Consider the following 21435-nt stretch of genomic DNA (forward strand, 5'->3'; position numbering starts at 1 on the left):
CACGAGAGTCTGCAGACCGAGGAGGTTGCGCAGGCGATGAAGATGGCATTGCGCACGCGACAGACGCGCCAGCGGCTGGTACATCATTCGGACAGGGGAATACAGTATTGCGCGACACACTATCAGGAGCTGCACCAGCGACATGGAGTCACGTGCTCGATGACAGATGGCTATGATTGCTATCAGAATGCGCTGGCCGAGCGGGTCAACGGCATTCTAAAGACAGAGCTTCTGCTGCATCGTCCGGCTGACTTGGCTCAGGCACGGCGCATGGTGGCTGAATCTGTGCAGATCTATAACCACGAGCGGGTTCATACTTCGCTGAAAATGCAAACGCCCGATGCGATGCATCGGGCATCATTGGCCGCAACTGCAGGAGCAGCCTGCCAATTTGTGGTGTCAACCTAATTCAGGACGGGTCACCTATTTGTTACTCAACATTTCTGTCACAAGGGCTTCCTACACTGGCTGTGCATAGCTGCCACCGGCAGCAACACAACACAGCCTAGGGAGTCCAACCATGCAAAGACGGGAGTTGCTGCGCCGCAGTGCAGCCTTTTTCAGTGTCATTACCGCCGGCAGCATCCTGTCAGCCTGCGGTGGCGATGACGACACGCCTGCCGCACCCGCTCCCGACACGCGCCCGCCTGCTGGCACCTACCGTTTCGATCTGGGTGTCGCCAGCGGTGATCCCAAGGCTGACAACGTGGTGTTCTGGACCCGCGTGCAACAGGCCGATGCCGGCACGGGCGATATCGAATTGACCCTGCAGGTCTCCACGACCGAGGATTTCTCCGAGCTGGTGGTGGAACAGCCGCTGACTGCCACGGCCCTGTACGACCACACGGTGCGCGCCAAGGTGGTGCAGCTGCAGCCGGGTACGCGCTATTTCTACCGCTTTGTCGCCGGCCGCGACCACAGCGTCATCGGCAACAGCAAGACCGCTCCAGCGGCCGATGCCACCCCGCAGCAACTGCGCTTTGCCTGGTTTACCTGCCAGGACTGGTCGGTCAACCACTGGGGCGCCATGGAGCTGCTGGCCGCCGAGCAGGAGCTGGACTTCACCGTGCACGTGGGCGACTACATCTACGAAACCGTGGGTGCCCAGTTCCAGACCGGCCAGGTCGAGCCGGCCCACCAGCCGATCACCCTGCCGGACGGCATGCCACTGGCCGATGGTTCCACCGCCGCCCTGACGCTGGCCGATTACCGCACGCTCTACCGCACCTACCGCAGCGATGCGCGTCTGCAGGAAGTGCACCGCAAGTTCCCCTTCATCGCCGTCTGGGACGACCACGAGTTCAGCGACGACTGCTGGCAGGATCACCAGACCTACAACAACGCCAACCAGCAGCAGACCGATCGCCGCCGTGCCGCCAGCCAGGCCTGGTTCGAATACATGCCGGTGGACATGGGCGACGTCTCCTTCGACCTGAACAAGGCCGGCCACGAAAACATCCGCATCTACCGCGATTTCCAGTTCGGCCAGCTGATGCACCTGGTCATGACCGACCAGCGCCTGTACCGCGACGACCATGCGATTCCGGAAGCGCTACTGCCGCTGTCGCAGGGTGCCCCGCTGGATGCCGCCCTGCAGATGGACACCTCGGTCGGCACGCGCTACTTCACGCCGCTGCCGTTGCTGCTGCAGGCACAGCAGGTGGATCTGCTGACGCAGCAGCCGCGCGCCACTGCGCCCTCCATCCTCGGCAAGACGCAGACGCAATGGTGGAAGGATACCATGCGCAACAGCCGCTCGACCTGGAAATTCTGGGGCAACGAACTGTCGCTGTCACGCATGTGGGCCGACCTGCGCCAGCATCCGCTAGTCACCGATCCGGCGCTGCAGCAGGTGTTTGCCATCAACGCCGACTGCTGGGATGGCTACCCGGTACACAAGCAGGAGCTGATGCAGTTCCTGACCCAGAACAATATCCGCAACGTGGTCGCCATCACCGGCGACCTGCACGCCTTCCAGTGCGGCATCGTGCGCGACCAGATCGGCTTTGACCCGCGCCAGCCGGCCGCCCCGGTCAACCCGCCGGCTGGCAAAGCCGCGATGGTCGATTTTGTCGTTGCCGGCATCAGCAGCAACTCCTTCTTCAGCTACCTGCGAAGCGCCGCCAGGGCCATGCCGGCGCTGCAGGCACTGGTGGCCGACCAGCCCACTTTCGAGACCTTCCTCTGGCGCGGCCTGCCCGCCGGCGTGCATCCGGCCTTCCCGCAAGGCGTTCCGGCCAACAACCCGGACATGCTGTATGGCGATCACCACGCGCAAGGCTATGCCACCGCCACCGTGACGGCCAGCCAGCTGGAAGTGCAGTTCCACAAGGTCAAGCCGCTGGATGAGGGCCAGGCTCCCGCTACCCCGCTGCTGCAGACCACCCGCATCACCCTCCCCGCCGGCAGTACCAGCCCGACCATCGGCTGACCGGTATATTTCACCTCACTGGAGACATTTCCCATGCGCAAGCGCTCCCTGCCCTACGCCCTGCCCGCGATCCTGTCGCTGGCTGGCGCCACCCTGCTCACCGCCTGTGGCGGCGATGACGACAACACGAAGCCGTCCGAACCGGCGGTCGTTGCCAAGCCGCTGGAGCTGACCATCGCCCACGTGGACGACAGCCACTCCAACCTGGATAGCATGAACCGCACTTTCGCGCTCGCTGGCCAGGACGTGAGCGTCGATGCCGGCGGCTTCCCGCGCGTCACCGCCATGATCCAGGCCATCCGCGCGAACAATGACAACGTGCTGGCGCTGCATGCCGGCGACGCCATCACCGGCACGCTCTACTTCAACCGCGCTGGCCAGCCGGGCGAAGCCGATGCCGCACTGATGAACACCGTCTGCTTTGACGCCTTCGCGCTGGGCAACCACGAATTCGACAAGGGCGACAGCGGCCTGAAGCAGTTCATCGACTTCCTGCACAAGGACCCGGCCCAGTGCAAGACGCCGGTGCTGTCGGCCAACGTGCAGTTCGGTGCCAATTCCGCGCTGAACCCGCAGAAGGCCCCCGGCTACGTGCAGCCGCACATCGTGGTCGAGCGTGACGGCCAGAAGATCGGTATCGTCGGCCTGACCGTGGCCGGCAAGACCAAGGAATCCTCCAGCCCCGATCCGGACACCACCTTCGAGAAGGAAGCGACTGCGGCCCAGCGCAGCATCGACCAGCTGAAGGCGGATGGCGTCAACAAGATCATCGTCATGTCGCACATCGGCTATGAAGCCGACAAGGCGCTGGCAGCCCAGCTGCGCGGCGTGGACGTGATCGTCGGCGGCGACTCGCACACCCTGCTCGGCCCGGACAGCCTGGAAACCTACAAGGCCGGCAGCCCGTCTGGCGACTACCCGACGCGCCTGCAGAATGCCGATGGCGACAATGTCTGCCTGGTGCACGCCAACGAATATGCCAAGGTGGTCGGCGAACTGAAGGTGAACTTTGACGCCGAAGGCAAGGTCACCGACTGTGCCGGTACGCCGCACGTGCTGATCGGTGACGACTACATCGTCAACAAGGCCGCTCCGGATGCCGCCACGCTGAAGGCGATCCAGGATGACGTGAAGGCCAGCGGTTTCCTGAGCGTGGTGCAGCCGGACGCCAAGGCGCTGGCCGTGCTGGAACCGTTCAAGAAGCTGGTGGAAGTCTTCAAGGCCAAGATCGTGGCCACGGCACCGCAGGAAATCTGCAGCCGCCGTGTTCCGGGTGGTGCAGGCAGCACCGACTACGGCCGCTCCAGCGCCGAGTGCAATGCCATCGGTGACGTCAGCCTGCGCGGCGGCGATATCCAGCAGCTGGTCGCCCAGGCCTATCTGGACGTGGCCAACCAGGATTACGGCGGTGCCGACTTCACGCTGCAAAGCGGTGGTGGCGTGCGTGTTCCGCTCAAGGGTGAAGTCACCGCAGCCAACGTGATCGAAGTGCTGCCTTTTGGCAACATGCTGTGGCGCCTGGACATCACCGGTGCCGAAGCCAAGTCCATGATCGAGGACGGCCTGGACGCCACCTTCAAGCAGGGCGGCTCTACCGGTCCCTACCCCTACTCGGCCGGCCTGCGTTTCAACGTCGATGCCAGCCAGGCCAAGGGCAACCGCGCCAGCAACCTGCAGGCGTTCGACAAGGCCAGCAACAGCTGGAAAGCCCTCGACATGAACAAGACCTACCGCCTGTTCGTGCTGAGCTTCAACGCCACGGGCGGTGACGGCTACACCACGCTGGCGAATATCCCGGCCGAGCGCCGCATGGACATTGGCGTGCTGGACGCCGACGTGCTGCAGACCTGGATCGACCGCATCAGCGACAAGGATGCCAGCGGTCGTGCCATCATCCGCAAGCTGCCGGTGGACCAGTACAGCACACAGTTCTTTGCTGCCCCGTAAGGCGCAGGGCTGACCGGATCCACCCGGCAGCCCACGGCTGAACGACACAGGGCTGCCTCGCAAGAGGCAGCCCTGTCTTTTTGCCGATGCTGTTGTTGCTGACCTAGCGGCGCACCAGCTGGCGCAGCTTGAAGCCCGACACGGCCAGCGCCCCAAAATAGATCACCACGGCGCCCAGCATGATGCCGGCAAACTGCAGCAGCCGCATCAGCTTGCTGGAAACATCGACCCAGTCCAGGCCATCGGCCCAGAGCAGGAAGGCCGACAGCAGCAGCGTGGCGGCAAACACGCGCAGCAGCAGCAGCGCCCAGCCCTTTTCCGGGCGGTAGCTGCCACGGCGCAGCAGGCCAGCCAGCAGCAGGCCGGCGTTGACCATCGCCGCCAGCGCGATCGACAGCGACAGGCCACCCACCGCCAGCAGCGGCACGAACACCAGGTTCATCAGCTGCGTGGCAATCAGCACGCCAATCGCGATCTTCACCGGCGTCTTGATATCCTGGCGCGCATAGTAGGCCGGCGCCAGCACCTTGATCGCCACCAGGCCGACCAGACCGGCACCGTAGCCCATCAGCGCCAGCGTGGTCTGCTGCACGTCGGTCGAGGTAAAGGCGCCATAGTTGTACAGCACGCTCACCAGCGGCTGCGAGAAGCACAGCAGCGCCGCGGCACACGGCACCGACAGCAGCACCACCAGGCGCAGGCCCCAGTCCAGCATCGCCGAATAGGCCTGCGGATCATCAGCCGCCTTGGCGCGCGCCAGCTGCGGCATCAGCACCACGCCCAGCGCCACGCCCAGCATCGCCGTCGGAAACTCCATCAGGCGATCGGCATAGCTCAGCCAGCTCACGCTGCCGGGTGCCAGGTGCGAGGCAATCTGCGTGTTGATCAGCAGCGAGATCTGCGCCACGCTCACGCCCAGGATCGCCGGCAGCATCAGCTTGCCGATGCGGCGCGTGTGCGGATCGGCCAGTGCCTCGCGCATGGCGCGCCAGGTCAGGCCAATGCGCGGGAACATGCCCAGACGCCCCATGGCGATCAGCTGGGTACCCAGTTGCAGCACACCACCTACCATCACGCCGACGCACAGCGCGTAGACCGGCTGGATGCCCATGCTGGCAAACCACGGGCCGCCGAACCAGGCCGCCAGGATCATCGCGATATTCAGCAGCACCGGCGTGGCGGCTGGCACTGCATAGCGCTTCCAGGTGTTGAGCACGCCTGCTGCCAGCGCCACCATCGACATGAAGCCGATATAGGGGAAGATCCAGCGCGTCATGGTGACGGCGGCATCAAAACCCTGCGGATCCTGCTGCAGGCCGCTGGCCAGCAGCCAGACCAGGAGCGGCGCGGCAATCACGCCCAGCGCACAGAAGAACAGCAGCACCCAGAACAGCACCGTGGCCACGCGGTCAATCGTCTGGCGCGTCGCTTCGTCGCCCTCCTGCTCGCGCGCGGCCGCCAGCACCGGCACAAAGGCCTGGCTGAACGCGCCTTCGGCAAACAGGCGGCGGAACATGTTGGGAATGCGGAACGCCACGTTGAAGGCGTCGGTAAAGGCGCTGGCACCAAAGGCCGAGGCAATCAACAGCTCGCGGATCAGCCCGGTGATGCGCGACGCCAGCGTCAGCAGGGAAACAATGGAAGCAGATTTGAACAGGCTCACGGTGGATATCCGGTAGTGTGCACGGCAGTTTCGCGCAGAGGTGCCAGTGTAGCCGTTGCGCATGTCGGCCACACGGCACGCCATCATTTGATGACAAATTGACCAGCACTGGCTATAATTGCGGGTTCCGCTGACATCATCCCTCAACACAAGGAATCACATCATGGCTTCTACCAAGAAGAAAAAGAACCCCCGCCTGGCGTCTGGCCGCAAGCGCGCACGCCAGAACGTCAAGCTGAACGCAGCCAACACCTCGCTGCGTTCCAAGTACCGTACCGCTATCAAGAACGTCGAGAAAGCCGTGCTGGCTGGTGACGTCGAGAAGGCCAAGGACCTGTTCGGCAAGATGCAGTCCGTGGTCGACATCATTGCCGACAAGGGCATCTTCCACAAGAACAAGGCTGCCCGCGACAAGAGCCGCCTGTCTGCCAAGGTCAAGGCCCTGGCTACCGCCGCCTGATTTTTTCAGGCAACGCCCGGTGCGGTCCGTCCGCACTGCCGTTTGTCCGGGTGCGCTGTCAGCAGGAATAACAAAACCGCCTTCATGATGAAGGCGGTTTTTTCATGGGCGCTTGCCAGCGCCTGGCGGGCACTTCAGGGACGCGCGTCCGGCATCAGGCAGGCTTCCACCACCTGCAGGTCATTGTCCCTGGCAAAGTTCATCACGAAACTCCAGGCCATCGGCTCGTATTCCTCGAGCTCGCGGTTCACGATCACGCACTTGGTACCGCCAACGATGTTCGGCGTGCACCAGGGCGAATAGCTGAGGTGGGCACCAGGATGGCTGGCGCCACCAGGGCGGAAGTGGCTCATGACGCCGGCCAGCCGTTCGGCCCAGTCGCTCGGGCGAAACTTCTTGCCTTGGTTGGTCAGGCCCATGATGAATACTTCTTTGCTGGAGGGAGTGATGGTCATGAATCCGCTGGTCTGAAGGGGCTCGTGGCCCGGTGCGGCGTCGGGCCCGCCGCTGGCACTGCGCACCGATTCTACTACCTGTGCATTGACCGGGCACGCTGGCACACGATCTCGCATGTGTTCTACAATGATTCCCTGACTTGCGCCACGGCGCATATTCCTGTTTCCGCTTGCCCAGGGCCTGTCGCCATGGGCGGCTTTCCTGTTTTCGGAGCACTGCATGACCACCGTTGCCGCCTCTCCCCATGTCATGAACACTTACGGACGACTGCCGGTCGCCCTGTCCCATGGCAAGGGCTCCCGCGTCTGGGACGTCAACGGCAAATCCTACTTGGACGGTCTGGGCGGCATTGCCGTCAACACCCTGGGCCATGCGCATCCCGAGTTCGTCGCTGCCATGCAGGACCAGCTCGGCAAGATGATCCACTGCTCCAACTACTTCCACATCCCGGGCCAGGAAGCACTGGCAGCCAAGCTGGTCGAGATCAGCGGCCTGAGCAACGCCTTCTTTTGCAACTCCGGCCTGGAAGCCAACGAGGCCGCGATCAAGCTGGCGCGCAAGTTCGGGCATGACAAGGGCATCGAGAACGCACAGATCGTGGTGTTCGAAAACGCCTTCCACGGCCGCAGCATCGCCACCCTGAGCGCCACCGGCAACCCCAAGATCCAGGCCGGCTTCGGCCCGCTGGTACCCGGTTTCATCCGCGTGCCGCGCAACGACATCGAGGCACTGAAGCGCGCTACCGAAGGCAATGCCAACGTGGTCGCCATCCTGCTGGAACCAATCCAGGGTGAAGGCGGCATCCACGAGATGACGGTCGATTTCATGCGCCAGCTGCGCCAGCTGTGCGACGAACGCGACTGGCTGCTGATGCTGGACGAGATCCAGTGCGGCTTTGGCCGTACCGGCAAGTGGTTTGCCTACCAGTGGGCCGATATCCTGCCCGACTGCATGAGCCTGGCCAAGGGCCTGGGTTCCGGCATGCCGATCGGCGCGCTGGTGGCCGGTCCGCGTGCCGCCAACGTGATGCAGCCCGGCAACCACGGCTCCACCTTTGGCGGCAACCCGCTGGCCATGCGTGCCGGTCTCGAGACGATCCGCATCATGGAGCAGGAACAGCTGCTGGAAAATGCGGCCCGCATGGGCGACTACCTGCGCACCAGCCTGGAGCAGGCGTTTACCAATGATGCCGGCGTCAAGGAAGTCCGCGGCCACGGCCTGATGCTGGGCATCGAGCTGGATCGTCCCTGCGGCGCCCTGCTCAACACCGGCCTGGAGCGCGGCCTGCTGTTCAGCGTCACGGCCGACAGCGTGATCCGCCTGGTGCCGCCGCTCAACCTGACGCAGGCCGATGCCGACGAGATCATCGCCATCCTGGTGCCCATGGTGCGCGAATTCCTGGCCGCCTGAGCCCTGCCCGCCGTCCACCCCTGTTTGTTAGCCGAAAGCCCTTCGCATGACCATCCGCCATTACCTGCAGTTCACCGACCTGAGTGCCGACGAATACGCCTACCTGTTCCGCCGCGCGGCACAGATCAAGGCCAAGTTCAAGCGCTATGAGAAGCACCAGACCCTGGCTGACCGCACCCTGGCCATGATTTTCGAGAAAGCCAGCACGCGTACCCGCGTCAGCTTCGAGGCCGGCATGTACCAGCTGGGTGGCACGGTGGTCAACCTGACCGCCCAGGGGAGCCAGCTCGGCCGCTCCGAGCCGATCGAGGACACGGCGCGCGTGATCAGCCGCATGGTCGACCTGGTGATGATCCGCACCTTCGAGCAGGAGCGCATCGAGCGCTTTGCCGAATTTTCGCGCGTGCCGGTGATCAACGGCCTGACCAACGAATACCATCCGTGCCAGATCGTGGCCGACATCTTCACCTACATCGAGCACCGCGGCGCCATCCAGGGCAAGACCGTGGCCTGGGTCGGTGACGGCAACAACATGGCCAACACCTGGCTGCAGGCGGCCAAGCTGCTCGGCTTTACCGTGCACGTCAGCACGCCCAGCGGCTACGACATCGACAGCACGATCCCGGGCGTGGAACTGGGCGATCACGTCAAGTTCTTCAAGACCCCGCACGAAGCCTGCGCCGGCGCCGATCTGGTCACCACCGACGTCTGGACCAGCATGGGCTGGGAAGCCGAAGACGCGGCGCGCCAGGAAGCCTTTGCCGACTGGTGCGTGGACAGCGAAATGATGGCCTGCGCCAGGCCCGACGCCCTGTTCATGCACTGCCTGCCGGCGCATCGTGGCGAGGAAGTCAGCGCCGACGTGATCGATGGCAGCCAGTCAGTGGTCTGGGACGAAGCGGAAAACCGCATGCACGGCCAGAAGGCGCTGATGGAGTTCCTGATGCTGGGCCAGCTGGACGATTGAACCCAGCCTGGCAGCAGCCCTGCACTGCCAACGGACCAAGATCAGAAAGGCGGGCCTGGAGCCCGCCTTGTCACATCAGCGTGCGGCGCGCGGCAGCACGCGGAAAGCGTGCCACTGGCCGTTGTTGAGCATGTCGCCGCTCATGTCACCGGGGCGCGCGTCCTTGCTCCAGTAGTACAGCGGCTTGCCGACCAGCGCCCATTGCTTGCGGCCATCATCACGCTGGAATACGGAGAAATCGCCACGGTTCACCGCCTTGGCATCGGCCAGCAACGGCGGCCAGTTCTGCGCACACTGGGCGTTGCAGTTGGACTTGTTGACGCCGTCCTGGTCAAAGGTATAAAGCGTCATGCGGTTGGCGGTACCGACCATCACGCCACCGACGTTGATGGCGGGTGGCATCTCGCTGCTGCTGGGGGCCTGGTCCTGGGTGCTGGCACAGCCTGCCAGCAGAGCAGCTGCCAGTCCGGCAGCCAGGGTCAGGGATCGGGTAGACGTTCGGGTCGGCATCATGTCTCGCTCCTTGTGCTCAGGGTGATGCGGCCATCATACCCTTCACACCACGCACTGCCCATAGAGCCAGGGCACATCGATCAGGCGCTCACCCAGCAGTCGCATGCCGGTATCGCGGCCCCAGCGCATCCAGCCGCTGCTGTGGAAAATGCCGCCATTGCGGATCGAGCGTTGCTGCACGCGTGCCACGCGCTGCCAGCGCTGTTGCGCGTACTGCTGCAGGGCCTGCGGCTGCAGTCCCCGCGCCTGCAGACACTGTGCCAACACGGCCGCATCCTCGATCGCCATGCCGGCGCCCTGCGCCAGGAAAGGCCGCATCGGATGCGCTGCATCGCCCAGCAGAGCCACCTGCCCCTGCGCCATCTCCCGTGCACTGCGTACCGGCGGACGATCGCACAGCGGCCACAGCCGCCAGTCGTCAATCGCGTCGGCCAGGCCACGCACCGGCAAGGCGGTATGCCGCAAGGCGGTGCGCAGGTGGCCGGCATTGGCCGCATGGTCCCAGCCCTGCAAATCGTCCGGGCGCGGCCCCTTGATCATGATCACCAGATTGAGGTGGCTGCCGCCGCGTACCGGGTACTGCACCGCATGCAGATCCGGGCCAAGCCAGGCCGTGACCTGGCGCGTACGGAAACAGGCCGGCAAGCTGGTCTGCGGTACCAGCGCCCGGTAGGCCAGGATGCCGCTGTAACGCGGTTCAGCTTCGCCTGGCAGCAGCTGCTTGCGCACCCGGCTCCACAGGCCATCGGCACCGATCAGCATCGGCACTTGCCATTGTTCACGCACGGCATCGGAGCCAGTCGCGGCCAGCTCGACATCCAGGGTGCCATCGGACCGGGTCTGGAAGCGTTCCATCCGCCGCTGCAGCTGTGGCTGCACCCCGTATTGGCGCATCACCTCTTGCAGCAGCACGCGGTGCAGGTCGGCACGATGTACCGTGGCATAGGGCGCGCCATAGCGCAGGCTGAAATGGGAATCGAAGGGCAGCATGCCGAGCAGGCGGCCGTTGAGCGCATCGCGCACACGCAGCATTTGCGGGAAAGATGCAATCTCCTGCAGCGCATCGCCCAGGCCCCAGCTCTTGAGCACGCGCACCACGTTCGGCCCGAGCTGGATGCCAGCACCGACCTCGGCCCAGGCATCGGCCTGCTCAATCACGCGGGAAGGAATTTGCTGGCGCGCCAGCGCCAGTGCGGCAGCGAGCCCGCCAATGCCGCCGCCTGCTATCAGCAAAGGTGTATCCATGGCCTGATTGTGAACCGAAACTGTCCCGCTTAGCACACATCTGCGGGTATCGATGTGCAATATGCACTCGCATTGCGCTTTGGTTTCACGGTTCTGTCTCGCCAAGTTCATGAAAAAACGGGACAATCAGGGATTTTCCGAATTTCCCTGATGGCAAGGTTCGCCCTTGCCGGTCCTGCATGACCCTACCCCTCCGAGCTCCCGAGCTGCTGCTACCCGCTGGCAGTCTCGACAAGATGCGTGCTGCCTACGATTACGGCGCGGATGCCGTCTACGCCGGCCAGCCGCGCTACAGCCTGCGCGCGCGCAACAACGAATTCCGGCTGGAGCAGCTGCAGCAAGGCATTGCCGAAGCCCACGCGCGCGGCAAGAAGCTGTTCGTTACCAGCAACCTGCTGCCGCACAACGACAAGGTGCGCACCTACATGCGCGACATCGAACCAGTCATCGCGCTGCAACCCGACGCCCTGATCATGGCCGACCCCGGCCTGATCATGATGGTGCGCGAAAAATGGCCCGAGATGCCGATCCACCTGTCGGTGCAGGCCAACACCGTCAACTACGCCGCCGTCAAGTTCTGGCAGCGCATGGGCGTGGCGCGCATCATCCTGTCGCGCGAACTCAGCCTGGATGAAATCGAGCGTATCCGCGAGGAATGCCCGGACATGGAGCTGGAAGTCTTCGTGCACGGCGCGCTGTGCATTGCCTACAGCGGCCGCTGCCTGCTCAGCGGCTACTTCAACCGGCGCGATCCCAACCAGGGCACCTGCACCAACGCCTGCCGTTGGAACTACGCCACGCACGATGCCGATATCGACAGCAACACCGGCGATGCCATCGGTACCAGGATGGACCAGGATTTCAGCTTCGAAGCCGAGCGCGAGCAGGCCGAGAAGTCCTTTGCCGCCACCAGCCGCGAACCGTCCGCCACCGGCGATGGCCAGCGTCATCCGCTGGCCGACAAGGTCTACCTGATCGAGGAAGTGGGTCGCCCCGGCGCGCTGATGCCGATCATGGAAGACGAGCACGGCACCTACATCATGAACAGCAAGGATTTGCGTGCCGTCGAGTACGTCGAACGCCTGACGCAGATCGGTGTCGACTCGCTCAAGATCGAGGGTCGTACCAAGTCGCTCTACTATGTCAGCCGCACCGCCCAGATCTACCGCCGGGCGATCGATGATGCCGTGGCTGGCCGTCCGTTCAACCCGGAACTGATCACCGAGCTGGAAGGCCTGAGCAATCGTGGCTACACCGCCGGCTTCCTTGAGCGCCGTCCGGCCAACGACTACCAGAACTACGAAACCGGCAGCTCGCAGACCCAGCGCAGCCAGTTTGTCGGCGAAGTCAGCAAGACCGAAAGCCGCGATGGCTGGCTACAGGTCGAGGTCAAGAACCGCTTTGCGGTGGGTGACCGACTCGAGGTCATTCACCCGGCAGGGAACCAGATCGTCAGACTGGAATCCATGCAGAATGCCGACGGCCTGGATATCCAGGTCGCCAATGGCAGCCCGCTCAAGGTCTGGCTGCCGCTGGAACCCCGCTACCAGGGTGCGCTGCTGGCGCGCCTGACCCAGTAATCACTGGTTACAATTCATACTTGCCCGCAAGGTCTCTAGCCATAGCCCCGATGATTACCATGACCCCACGTTTGATCCCGACTGCCCTGCTGGCCCTGGCTGTCACCCTGACAGGCTGTGCCGTCCCTGGCGTACAACTCAAGACTTCCGGCAAGCAGGTCACACAGCCCCACGATGCGGCTACCTTCGATATCAACCAGCATGTCGAGATCTTCCCGATCACCCCGGCCCTGCTGGCCACACAGTATCGGCCGGAAGTGCTGCCGCGCGCCAATCCGGGTCTGGCCTCCAGCCTGCAAGCCTATGACTACCGCGTCGGTCCCGGTGATGTGCTGAACATCGTGGTCTGGGGCCACCCGGAGATCAACCGTGCCGTCGGCCAGGCTCCCATGACCAATGCCACCTCCCTGATGGGTGGCCTGGACGGCCAGCAGCAGAACACTTCCAGCGGCACCGTGGTCGATGCGCAAGGCTACATCTTCTACCCGTACGCTGGCCGCGTGCGCGTGTCAGGCAAGTCGGCCTCGCAGATCCGCGCCCAGCTGACCGGCCTGCTAGGCCGTTACCTGCGCTACCCGCAGGTCGATGTCACGATTGCCGCCTACCAGCACAAGAAAGTGCAAGTGACCGGCGCCGTCGAGCGCCCGTCCCAGCTCGCCATCACCAACGTGCCGATGACGGTGCTGAACGCCGTCAACCTGGCCGGTGGCCTGGCTGACAACGCCGATCCGACACGTGCCACGCTGACGCGCAACGGTCATACGCGCACGATTTCACTGTACGACATCATGCAGCACGGCGACATGAGCCAGAACGTGCTGCTCGGCCCGAACGACGTGCTGTTCATTCCCACCAACGAAAAGCGCCGCATCCACGTGATGGGTGAAGTGATCGAGCAGAAGACGCTGGCCGTGCCTCCGAGCGGCCTGTCGCTGACCGCCGCCCTCGGTGAGGCCAAGGGCATCAGCCAGACCCTGGCCGATGCGCGCGGCGTGTTCGTGATCCGTCCGCGTGATCCTGCCGCTACCCACAAGATTGCCGACATCTACCAGCTCAACCTGAAGGACGCCTCGGCCTTTGCCATGGGCACCCGCTTCCAGCTGCAGCCGGAAGACATCGTGTTCGTGACGCTGGCACCGGTCGGCCGCTGGAACCGTGTCGTGAGCCAGGTGATCCCATCCCTGACCACCTTCGGCCTGCTGGCCAACGCCTTCAACCTGGGAGACTAAGCCCCATGTTCAACAAGATCCTGGTGGTCTGCGTCGGCAATATCTGCCGCTCCCCGCTGGCCGAGGCCAAGCTGCGCCAGCTGGCACCGGCCTCGGTCGAAGTCGCCTCTGCCGGCATCCAGGCCATGGTGGACCACCCTGCCGACCCGCAATCGCAAGTCGAAGCCGTGCAGGACGGTCTGGACCTGTCGTCGCATCGCGCGCGCCAACTCACCGATGCCATGTGCCAGTCCTATGACCTGATCCTGGTGATGGAGCAGCGCCATGTCGACAGCGTCTGCCAGATCAGCCCGAGTGCCCGTGGCAAGGTGATGCTGCTGGGCCGCTGGAACAACCAGCAGGAAGTGGCCGACCCGTATCGCAAGGACGCCAGCCACTTTGCTTCCGCCTATCAACTGATTTCTGCCTTTTCCGAGCAATGGAAAAGCAAGATGAACTGGTAAATCCATGTCCAATAGCCAAAACGCAAGCTCCGCTTCCCGCAACCGTCCGCAGCAGAACGACGACGAAATCGACCTGGGTCGCCTGTTCAACGTCCTGCTGCTCAACAAGACCTGGATCGGCCTGAGCCTGCTGGCCGGCCTGCTGGCCGGTGCCCTGTACGCCCTCAGCGCCACCCCGGTCTACCAGTCCAACGCCCTGCTGCAGATCGAGCCCAAGAACAAGAACCAGATCCTTGGCGAACTGAGCGCCCTCACCGGCAACGAATCCGGCGACGCCGCTACCGAGATCCAGATCATCCGTTCGCGCATGGTGCTGGGTACTACCGTGGACGAACTGAACCTGACGGCCAGGCCCGAGTACGTTCGCCCGCCGTTCTACACCAAGTACTTTGGCGAGAAGCGCAAGGTGGCACCGGAACTGGTCATCACCAGCATGGTCGTGCCGGACAGCCTGCGCGGCGAAACCTTTACCCTGAGCTACCAGGGCGGCAACAAGTTCGAGGTCACCATGCCTGATGGTGAAACCCATGCCGCTACTACCGGCACTGCCTTTACCGCCGCCGATGGCGTGTCCATCCACGTCAGCAAGTTTGCCGGCCTGCCCGGCGACGAATTCGAGGTCACACCGGTTTCCCGCCAGTCTGCCATCACGCGCCTGTCGCGCTCCCTGGGCGTACAGGAGAACGGCAAGAAGACCAACATCATGGGCATGAGCCTGGATGACGAGGATCCGGCACGTGCGCAGAATACGCTGAACACCATCATCGACCACTACGTCAGCCAGAACCAGGAATACGATGCCCAGGTGGCCGGCGCCAGCCTGAAATTTGTCGAACAGCAGCTGCCGGAAATCAAGCAGAAACTGGAAGAGGCTGAAAATGCCCTCAACGCCTACCGCAACCGCAACGCTACCGTCGATATCGCCATCGAATCGCAAGGCGTGGTGCAGAGCCTGAACCAGATCGACATGCAGCTGACCGATCTCAAGATCAAGGAAAGCGAGGTTTCCCAGCTCTACACACCGGATCACCCGGTCTACAAGGCCATCGCCGAGAAGAAGCAGGTGCTGGAAAATGCCCGCAAGCAGCTGCTAGGCAAGATCAGCAACCTGCCCAAGACACAGCAGGATGTGATCCGTCTGAACCGCGACGTCCAGATCCAGCAGGCGATCTACCAGCAACTGCTGACCAAGCAGCAGGAACTGAACATCACCCAGGCCAGCACAATCGGCAATATCCGCGTGATCGATCGCGCCCTGACCATGGAAGAGCCGATCAAACCGAAAAAACCATTGATCGTGCTGGCCAGCACGCTGGGTGCCGGCCTGCTGAGCGCCCTGTATTTCATCCTGCGATCGCTGTTCCGCCGCGGCATCGAGGAAGCCCATGAGCTGGAAGATATCGGCATGCCGGTATTGTCTTCTGTACCCTTGTCGTCTACGCAACGCAAGCGCGACCTGGTCCTGAAGCACCTGAAGCGTCGCGACAAGAACGTGCGCTCCAACTTCCTGCTGGCCGCCAACCAGCCTGACGACATTGCGGTGGAAGCGCTGCGCTCGCTGCGTACCGCGCTGTACTTCAACCTGATGGAGGCACGCAACAACGTGCTGATGATCACGGGTGCCACCCCGGCGGTCGGCAAGACCTTCGTCAGTGCCAACCTGGCCACCGTGATGGCCCAGGGCGGCAAGAAGGTACTGCTGATCGACGCCGACCTGCGCAAGGGCTACGTGCATGAACTGCTGAACGTGGAATTGGGACAGGGCCTGGCCGAATACCTGGCCAACCCCGGCTCCAGCGCCCAGATCAAGACGACCTCCGTAGCCGGCCTGGATTTCATGTCGCACGGCACCAGCAACAAGGCCAACCCGGCCGAACTGCTGTCCAGCCCGCGTCTGGCGGAACTGCTAGAGCAGGCTTCCAGCCAGTACGATTTTGTCATCGTCGACTCGCCGCCGGTGCTGGCCGTGACCGACGCCAACATCATCGGCCAGCTGGCAGGTACCACGCTGATGGTCACGCGCTTCGAGCAGACCACCGTGAAGGATATCGAGGCCAGCCTGGATCGCCTGCGCAACAACCAGATCCAGGTGGCTGGCGCGGTGCTCAACGGCATCGAACGCTCCGCCTCCAACTACCACGCCTACGAGGCCTACGCCAGCTACGGCAAGACGAACTGAGCTGTGCTCCGGATCGCCCGCTGACACGGCGGGCGATCCGGCAGCATCCAGTACCTGCCCAGGCACGCATCGCATGAACCAGACCCCGCCGCCATCAAAGACCCGCTTCTGGATCGGCAACGCCCTGCTTGCCATGGCCTTGCTGATGCTGTTCAACATGAACCCGCTGGCCGAACGCTTTGGCATGCTGGCCTTTGTCGTCTGGGCGGCGCTGGCCGCTGGTGGCGTCTACCTGGTGATGAAGGACAAGCACGAAGAACCGCCGCTCTGAAGTCCCTGCAGCTAGTCGTTGACAGACCGATAGCCTCCTCGCCCCGGCCAGGAGGCTTTTTCATGCCCATCTCCCCCTCTCCAGCCAGGCAATAGACCAGAAAAAACCCCGTTACCACAAGGCAACGGGGTTGATCGCATCAGGGCGACTCCTGCGAGCCGCCCACTGGCAGGGCTTAGACGCTCTTGGCCACTTCTGCGTATTCCTCGATCTGGTCGAAGTTCATGTAGCGGTAGACGCTGGCCTTGTCGGCGTCGATGACGCCCATTTCGGCCTGGTATTCCGCCACGGTCGGGATGCGGCCCAGCTTGGAGCAGATCGCTGCCAGCTCGGCGCTACCCAGGTACACATTGGTGTTCTTGCCCAGACGGTTCGGGAAGTTGCGGGTAGAGGTGGACATCACGGTCGCGCCTTCACGCACCTGTGCCTGGTTACCCATGCACAGCGAGCAGCCCGGCATTTCGGTACGCGCACCGGCGGTCCCGAAGGCAGCGTAATGGCCTTCCTTCATCAGCTCGTTCTGGTCCATCTTGGTCGGCGGAGCCACCCACAGCTTGACCGGGATATCGCGCTTGCCGCCCAGCAGCTTGGCTGCGGCACGGAAGTGGCCGATGTTGGTCATGCAGGAGCCGATGAAGGCTTCATCGATCGGGGTACCGGCCACTTCGGACATGAACTTGGCGTCATCCGGGTCGTTCGGGCAGCAGACGATCGGCTCCTTGATGTCGGCCAGATCGATCTCGATTACGGCGGCGTACTCGGCGTCAGCATCAGCTTCCAGCAGCTGCGGGTTGGCCAGCCACTGCTCGACCTTCTCGATGCGGCGCTGCAGCGTCTTCGCGTCCTGGTAGCCATCGGCGATCATGTTCTTCATCAGCACGATGTTGGACTGCAGGTACTCGATGACCGGTTCCTTGTTCAGCTTGATCGTGCAGCCGGCAGCGGAACGCTCGGCGGAAGCGTCGGACAGCTCGAACGCCTGCTCGACCTTCAGATCCGGCAGACCTTCGATTTCCAGCACGCGGCCGGAGAAGATGTTCTTCTTGCCGGCTTTTTCAACGGTCAGCAGGCCGGCCTTGATGGCGTACAGCGGGATGGCATGCACTAGGTCACGCAGGGTCACGCCGGGCTGCATCTCGCCCTTGAAACGCACCAGCACGGATTCGGGCATGTCCAGCGGCATCACGCCGGTGGCCGCACCGAAGGCCACCAGGCCGGAACCGGCCGGGAAGCTGATGCCGATCGGGAAACGCGTGTGGCTGTCGCCGCCGGTACCAACGGTGTCAGGCAGCAGCAGGCGGTTCAGCCAGCTGTGGATCACGCCGTCGCCCGGACGCAGGGCTACGCCACCACGGCTGCTGATGAACTCGGGCAGTTCGCGGTGCATCTTGGCGTCGACCGGCTTCGGATAGGCTGCGGTGTGGCAGAAGGACTGCATCACCATGTCGGCACTGAAGCCCAGGCAGGCCAGGTCCTTCAGTTCGTCACGCGTCATCGGGCCGGTGGTGTCCTGGCTGCCGACGGTGGTCATGCGCGGCTCGCAGTAGGTGCCCGGGCGGATGCCCTGGCCTTCCGGCAGACCGCAGGCGCGGCCGACCATCTTCTGTGCCAGCGTGAAGCCCTTGCCGGTATCGACCGGAGCCTTGGGCAGGCGGAAGGCGGTGGAAGCGGGCAGGCCCAGTTCTTCACGTGCCTTGGCGGTCAGGCTGCGGCCGATGATCAGGTTGATACGGCCACCGGCCTGCACTTCATCCAGCAGCACATCGCTCTTCAGCGCGAAGTCGGCGACCTGCTGGCCGTCTTTCTCGATCTTGCCCTCGTAAGGGTAGATGTCGAGCACGTCGCCCATCTCGAATTTCGACACGTCAACTTCGATCGGCAGGGAACCGGAGTCTTCCTGGGTGTTGAAGAAGATCGGAGCGATCTTGCCACCCAGCGTCACGCCGCCAAAGCGCTTGTTCGGCACGAAGGGGATGTCTTCGCCAGTCGCCCAGATCACGGAGTTGGTCGCGGACTTGCGGCTGGAGCCGGTACCGACCACGTCACCCACGTAGGCCACGATATGGCCCTTCTTCTTCAGGTCTTCGATGAACTGGATCGGACCGCGCTTGCCGTCTTCCTCGGGCTTGAAGGCCGCGTCGGGGCGGGTGTTCTTCAGCATCGCCAGGTAGTGCAGCGGGATGTCGGGGCGGCTCCAGGCATCGGGAGCGGGCGACAGGTCGTCGGTGTTGGTCTCGCCCGGCACCTTGAACACGGTGACGGTGATCTTCTGCGCCACTTCAGGACGGCTGGTGAACCACTCGGCATCGGCCCAGCTCTGCAGCACTTCCTTGGCCTTGGCATTGCCAGCCTTGGCCTTGGCTGCCACGTCGTTGAAGTAGTCGAACATCAGCAGGGTCTTCTTCAGACCTGCGGCAGCGATGTCAGCCACTTCGGCATCATCCAGCAGCTCCACCAGCGGACCCACGTTGTAGCCACCAACCATGGTACCGAGCAGCTCGGTCGCCTTGGCCTTGCTGATCAGCGCCACCTGGATGTCACCGTGCGCCACGGCAGCCAGGAAGCTGGCCTTGACCTTGGCCGCATCGTCCACGCCCGGCGGCACGCGGTGCGTCAGGAGATCGACCAGGAAAGCTTCTTCACCGGCCGGCGGGTTCTTGATCAGCTCGATCAGTTCGGATGTCTGCTTGGCATCCAGCGCCAGCGGGGGAATGCCGAGTGCGGCACGCTCGGCCACATGGTCACGGTAGGCTTTCAACATGGGTTTTCTCCTGGTAGGTAATTAGAGAGGTTCTGCTGCTGCCCGCAGGCAGCAGCACGGATCGGCTTATTTCAGCAGGTCGACCGGGTTGAGCTTGAGCTCTTCCTCGCGCGCCATCTGCTGTTCGTTGCGGCAACCATCGGCCAGGCGCTGGCCCAGCTTCTGGTTCATCAGCATGGACTTGTTGCCCAGCTGCAGCCAGGTGGCGCCGGCATCCTTGTCTTCCAGTCGCACCACACCGGTGGTGGTCGGCACCTGGCGCATGGTGTAGGTCGGGCCGCGCGTCAGGTTGACCTTGTAGACATAGGGATCGGCAGCGTCGGGGGTGACAGTCACGGTCTGGTTCATGTCGCAGCGCATGGCGCCGGCAAACACCGGCAGCGCAGTCGCCGGGAAGGCGACACCCGGTGCGGGCGGCAACGGAGCGGCCGGTGCGCTGGCACCGGTCAGCGGGTTGACCGCCAGGCGGTCGCGCAGCGTGCTCTGGGCGACTGCCGGCTTGGCCGCCGGTTTCTTGGCCGGAGCAGCCTTCCTGGCCGTGGTCTTCTTGGCCACCGGCTTCTTGACGGGTGCCTTCTTGGCAGCAGCCTTGGTCGCCGTGGCCTTCTTGGCCGTGCTGGTCTTGCTGGCCGTCTGGGCCATGGCACCGGAGCTGGCAATCGCCAGGGCAGAGAACAGGATCAGGGTTTTCTTCATGACGTCCTTTACTTGCAAAAATGAAGATGCTGCATTATGGAATCAAAAGCCTCAGGCAAAGAATCCCTGGATGGTCTCTGGTAACGATTTGCCAGTGGCATGGGCACGCTCCAGCAATTGCCAGTAGTACCTGTAACTGGCGCGGTCATGGAGTTTCTTCTTGTGACTCACCGGCGCCCACTCGGCCGCGATGGCAGCAGCGATGATCTCGGCGGCGTCGCCGATCTCGGCCTCGGTCGGGGCAAAGGCCTCGATGATCGGGCGGATCTGCGCCGGGTGGATGCTCCACATGCGGGTGTAGCCAAGCTCGCGCGCGGCACGTTCGGCCGCGTGCTGGATCGCATCGGTGTTGCTGAACTCGGTCACCACGCAGTGCGATGGCGTCTTGCCGTAGGCATGACAGGCAGCGGCCAGCTCCAGCTTGGCACGCATCACCAGCGGGTGGCTGAACTGGCCTTCCAGGCCCATCGCGTCGCCCGGAATGGCACCGCCGTGGGCCGAGACAAAATCCATCAGGCCGAAACTGATTGACTGCACGCGCGGATGGGCGGCAATCTCGAAAGCATTATGGATGGCAAAGGAGGACTCGAGCAGCACCTGCAGCGGCATCTGCTGGCCACTGTGCGCATCCACGTGCTGCACGGCAAGCTCGACATCGGCCAGCGATTCCACCTTGGGAATCATCACATGGCGCCAGATAGCAGCACCCTGCCCCACCAGCGTCTCGACATCAGCGGCAAAAGCGGGATGATCGACCGGATGCACGCGCACCGAGACACGCGCATCGGCTGCAGCGGAGCGCGCCAGCTCCAGCACCATGGCGGCATGCTCGGCCTCGCCGCCAACCGGGGCACCGTCTTCGCAGTCCATGGTCAGGTCAAACACGCAGGCACCGAACTCTTCGGTCATCTCGGCCTGCAGCTGCAGGCTCTTGCGGATACGCGCTTCCATCCCGCAATAGTGATCGCAGGTGGGGAGCTGGCCGGTAGCGCCCTGGGCGCCCAGCAGCACATCACGCGGGTGGGCCGTGGTCAAGTCTGTCATGTCGTGGTCTGGCAGGCTGCGCAGGCGATGCCTGCAGGGTCAAAATCCACCCAAGCACACAGCACATGCGCTTGGGCAGATGCCCTGTCGAAACAGGGCAGATCCTTGGTGCTGCCGCTTGTGCGGCAGCCAGGGTAGCA

General features: G+C 63.6%; 18 protein-coding genes. 11 read left to right on the forward strand and 7 right to left on the reverse strand.

Features of this window, described 5'->3' with window-relative positions:
- The 3 genes from V1261_RS08190 to V1261_RS08200 all read left to right on the forward strand — a co-directional run.
- Positions 1–408: integrase core domain-containing protein (locus tag V1261_RS08190; protein ID WP_329771243.1), on the forward strand; the 408-nt coding region annotated here is incomplete at its 5' end.
- Between the two features lie 112 nt (positions 409–520).
- On the forward strand, positions 521–2431 hold the full coding sequence (locus V1261_RS08195) for an alkaline phosphatase D family protein (protein ID WP_329771244.1): 1911 nt from the start codon (positions 521–523) through the stop codon (positions 2429–2431).
- 33 nt (positions 2432–2464) lie between these two features.
- Positions 2465–4378 carry a bifunctional metallophosphatase/5'-nucleotidase gene (locus V1261_RS08200; protein ID WP_329771245.1) on the forward strand — a complete coding sequence of 638 codons (1914 nt, stop codon included), beginning with the start codon at positions 2465–2467 and terminating at the stop codon, positions 4376–4378.
- A gap of 103 nt (positions 4379–4481) precedes the next feature.
- Here the strand turns inward: V1261_RS08200 and murJ are convergent, their stop codons facing one another.
- Positions 4482–6041 (reverse strand): murein biosynthesis integral membrane protein MurJ, encoded by a 1560-nt coding sequence (murJ, locus tag V1261_RS08205; protein WP_329771246.1) that lies wholly within the window; start codon positions 6039–6041, stop codon positions 4482–4484.
- Between the two features lie 163 nt (positions 6042–6204).
- Between murJ and rpsT the strand changes: the two genes are divergently transcribed.
- Positions 6205–6501, forward strand: a complete 297-nt coding sequence (gene rpsT / locus V1261_RS08210; protein ID WP_329771247.1) for a 30S ribosomal protein S20 — start codon at positions 6205–6207, stop codon at positions 6499–6501.
- Positions 6502–6635: 134 nt separating this feature from the next.
- Here the strand turns inward: rpsT and V1261_RS08215 are convergent, their stop codons facing one another.
- On the reverse strand, positions 6636–6956 hold the full coding sequence (locus tag V1261_RS08215; protein ID WP_329771248.1) for a DUF3579 domain-containing protein: 321 nt from the start codon (positions 6954–6956) through the stop codon (positions 6636–6638).
- Between the two features lie 220 nt (positions 6957–7176).
- On the opposite strand from V1261_RS08215, the gene V1261_RS08220 reads away from it, so the two are divergent.
- Both V1261_RS08220 and argF read left to right on the forward strand, forming a co-directional pair.
- Positions 7177–8367 (forward strand): aspartate aminotransferase family protein, encoded by a 1191-nt coding sequence (locus V1261_RS08220; RefSeq protein ID WP_329771249.1) that lies wholly within the window; start codon positions 7177–7179, stop codon positions 8365–8367.
- Between the two features lie 46 nt (positions 8368–8413).
- The gene (gene argF / locus V1261_RS08225; protein WP_329771250.1) at positions 8414–9334 is read left to right on the forward strand and encodes an ornithine carbamoyltransferase; all 921 of its coding nucleotides are present in this window, start codon (positions 8414–8416) and stop codon (positions 9332–9334) included.
- 75 nt (positions 9335–9409) lie between these two features.
- Here argF and V1261_RS08230 read toward each other — a convergent pair whose 3' ends face one another.
- A complete protein-coding gene (locus V1261_RS08230; protein ID WP_329771251.1) occupies positions 9410–9847 on the reverse strand; it encodes a COG4315 family predicted lipoprotein in 438 nt (145 codons plus the stop codon).
- Positions 9848–9889: 42 nt separating this feature from the next.
- A complete protein-coding gene (locus tag V1261_RS08235) occupies positions 9890–11092 on the reverse strand; it encodes an FAD-dependent monooxygenase (RefSeq protein ID WP_329771252.1) in 1203 nt (400 codons plus the stop codon).
- A 179-nt stretch (positions 11093–11271) separates the two neighbouring features.
- Here V1261_RS08235 and trhP point away from each other — a divergent pair, with 179 nt between their 5' ends.
- The 5 genes from trhP to V1261_RS08260 all read left to right on the forward strand — a co-directional run bounded on the left by trhP (position 11272) and on the right by V1261_RS08260 (position 16794).
- Entirely contained in the window at positions 11272–12672 is a 1401-nt protein-coding gene (trhP, locus tag V1261_RS08240) for a prephenate-dependent tRNA uridine(34) hydroxylase TrhP (RefSeq protein ID WP_329771253.1), read from the forward strand.
- A 59-nt stretch (positions 12673–12731) separates the two neighbouring features.
- Positions 12732–13901: a polysaccharide export protein gene (locus tag V1261_RS08245; RefSeq protein WP_329771254.1), complete on the forward strand. Its 1170-nt coding sequence runs from the start codon at positions 12732–12734 to the stop codon at positions 13899–13901.
- Positions 13902–13906: 5 nt separating this feature from the next.
- Positions 13907–14344: a low molecular weight protein-tyrosine-phosphatase gene (locus tag V1261_RS08250; RefSeq protein WP_329771255.1), complete on the forward strand. Its 438-nt coding sequence runs from the start codon at positions 13907–13909 to the stop codon at positions 14342–14344.
- Between the two features lie 4 nt (positions 14345–14348).
- Positions 14349–16523: a polysaccharide biosynthesis tyrosine autokinase gene (locus V1261_RS08255; protein ID WP_329771256.1), complete on the forward strand. Its 2175-nt coding sequence runs from the start codon at positions 14349–14351 to the stop codon at positions 16521–16523.
- Between the two features lie 73 nt (positions 16524–16596).
- Positions 16597–16794: a hypothetical protein gene (locus V1261_RS08260; protein WP_329771257.1), complete on the forward strand. Its 198-nt coding sequence runs from the start codon at positions 16597–16599 to the stop codon at positions 16792–16794.
- A gap of 175 nt (positions 16795–16969) precedes the next feature.
- On the opposite strand, the gene acnB is transcribed toward V1261_RS08260, so the two are convergent.
- From acnB to V1261_RS08275, 3 genes are all read right to left on the reverse strand, one after another.
- A complete protein-coding gene (gene acnB / locus V1261_RS08265; protein WP_329771258.1) occupies positions 16970–19555 on the reverse strand; it encodes a bifunctional aconitate hydratase 2/2-methylisocitrate dehydratase in 2586 nt (861 codons plus the stop codon).
- A 66-nt stretch (positions 19556–19621) separates the two neighbouring features.
- Positions 19622–20251 (reverse strand): hypothetical protein, encoded by a 630-nt coding sequence (locus V1261_RS08270; RefSeq protein ID WP_329771259.1) that lies wholly within the window; start codon positions 20249–20251, stop codon positions 19622–19624.
- A 51-nt stretch (positions 20252–20302) separates the two neighbouring features.
- On the reverse strand, positions 20303–21295 hold the full coding sequence (locus V1261_RS08275; RefSeq protein ID WP_329771260.1) for an HpcH/HpaI aldolase/citrate lyase family protein: 993 nt from the start codon (positions 21293–21295) through the stop codon (positions 20303–20305).
- Positions 21296–21435 lie beyond the last annotated feature (140 nt).

The sequence above is a fragment of the Brachymonas sp. J145 genome, assembly GCF_036312245.1.
In the GTDB taxonomy this organism is placed as follows: domain Bacteria; phylum Pseudomonadota; class Gammaproteobacteria; order Burkholderiales; family Burkholderiaceae_C; genus Brachymonas; species Brachymonas wangyanguii.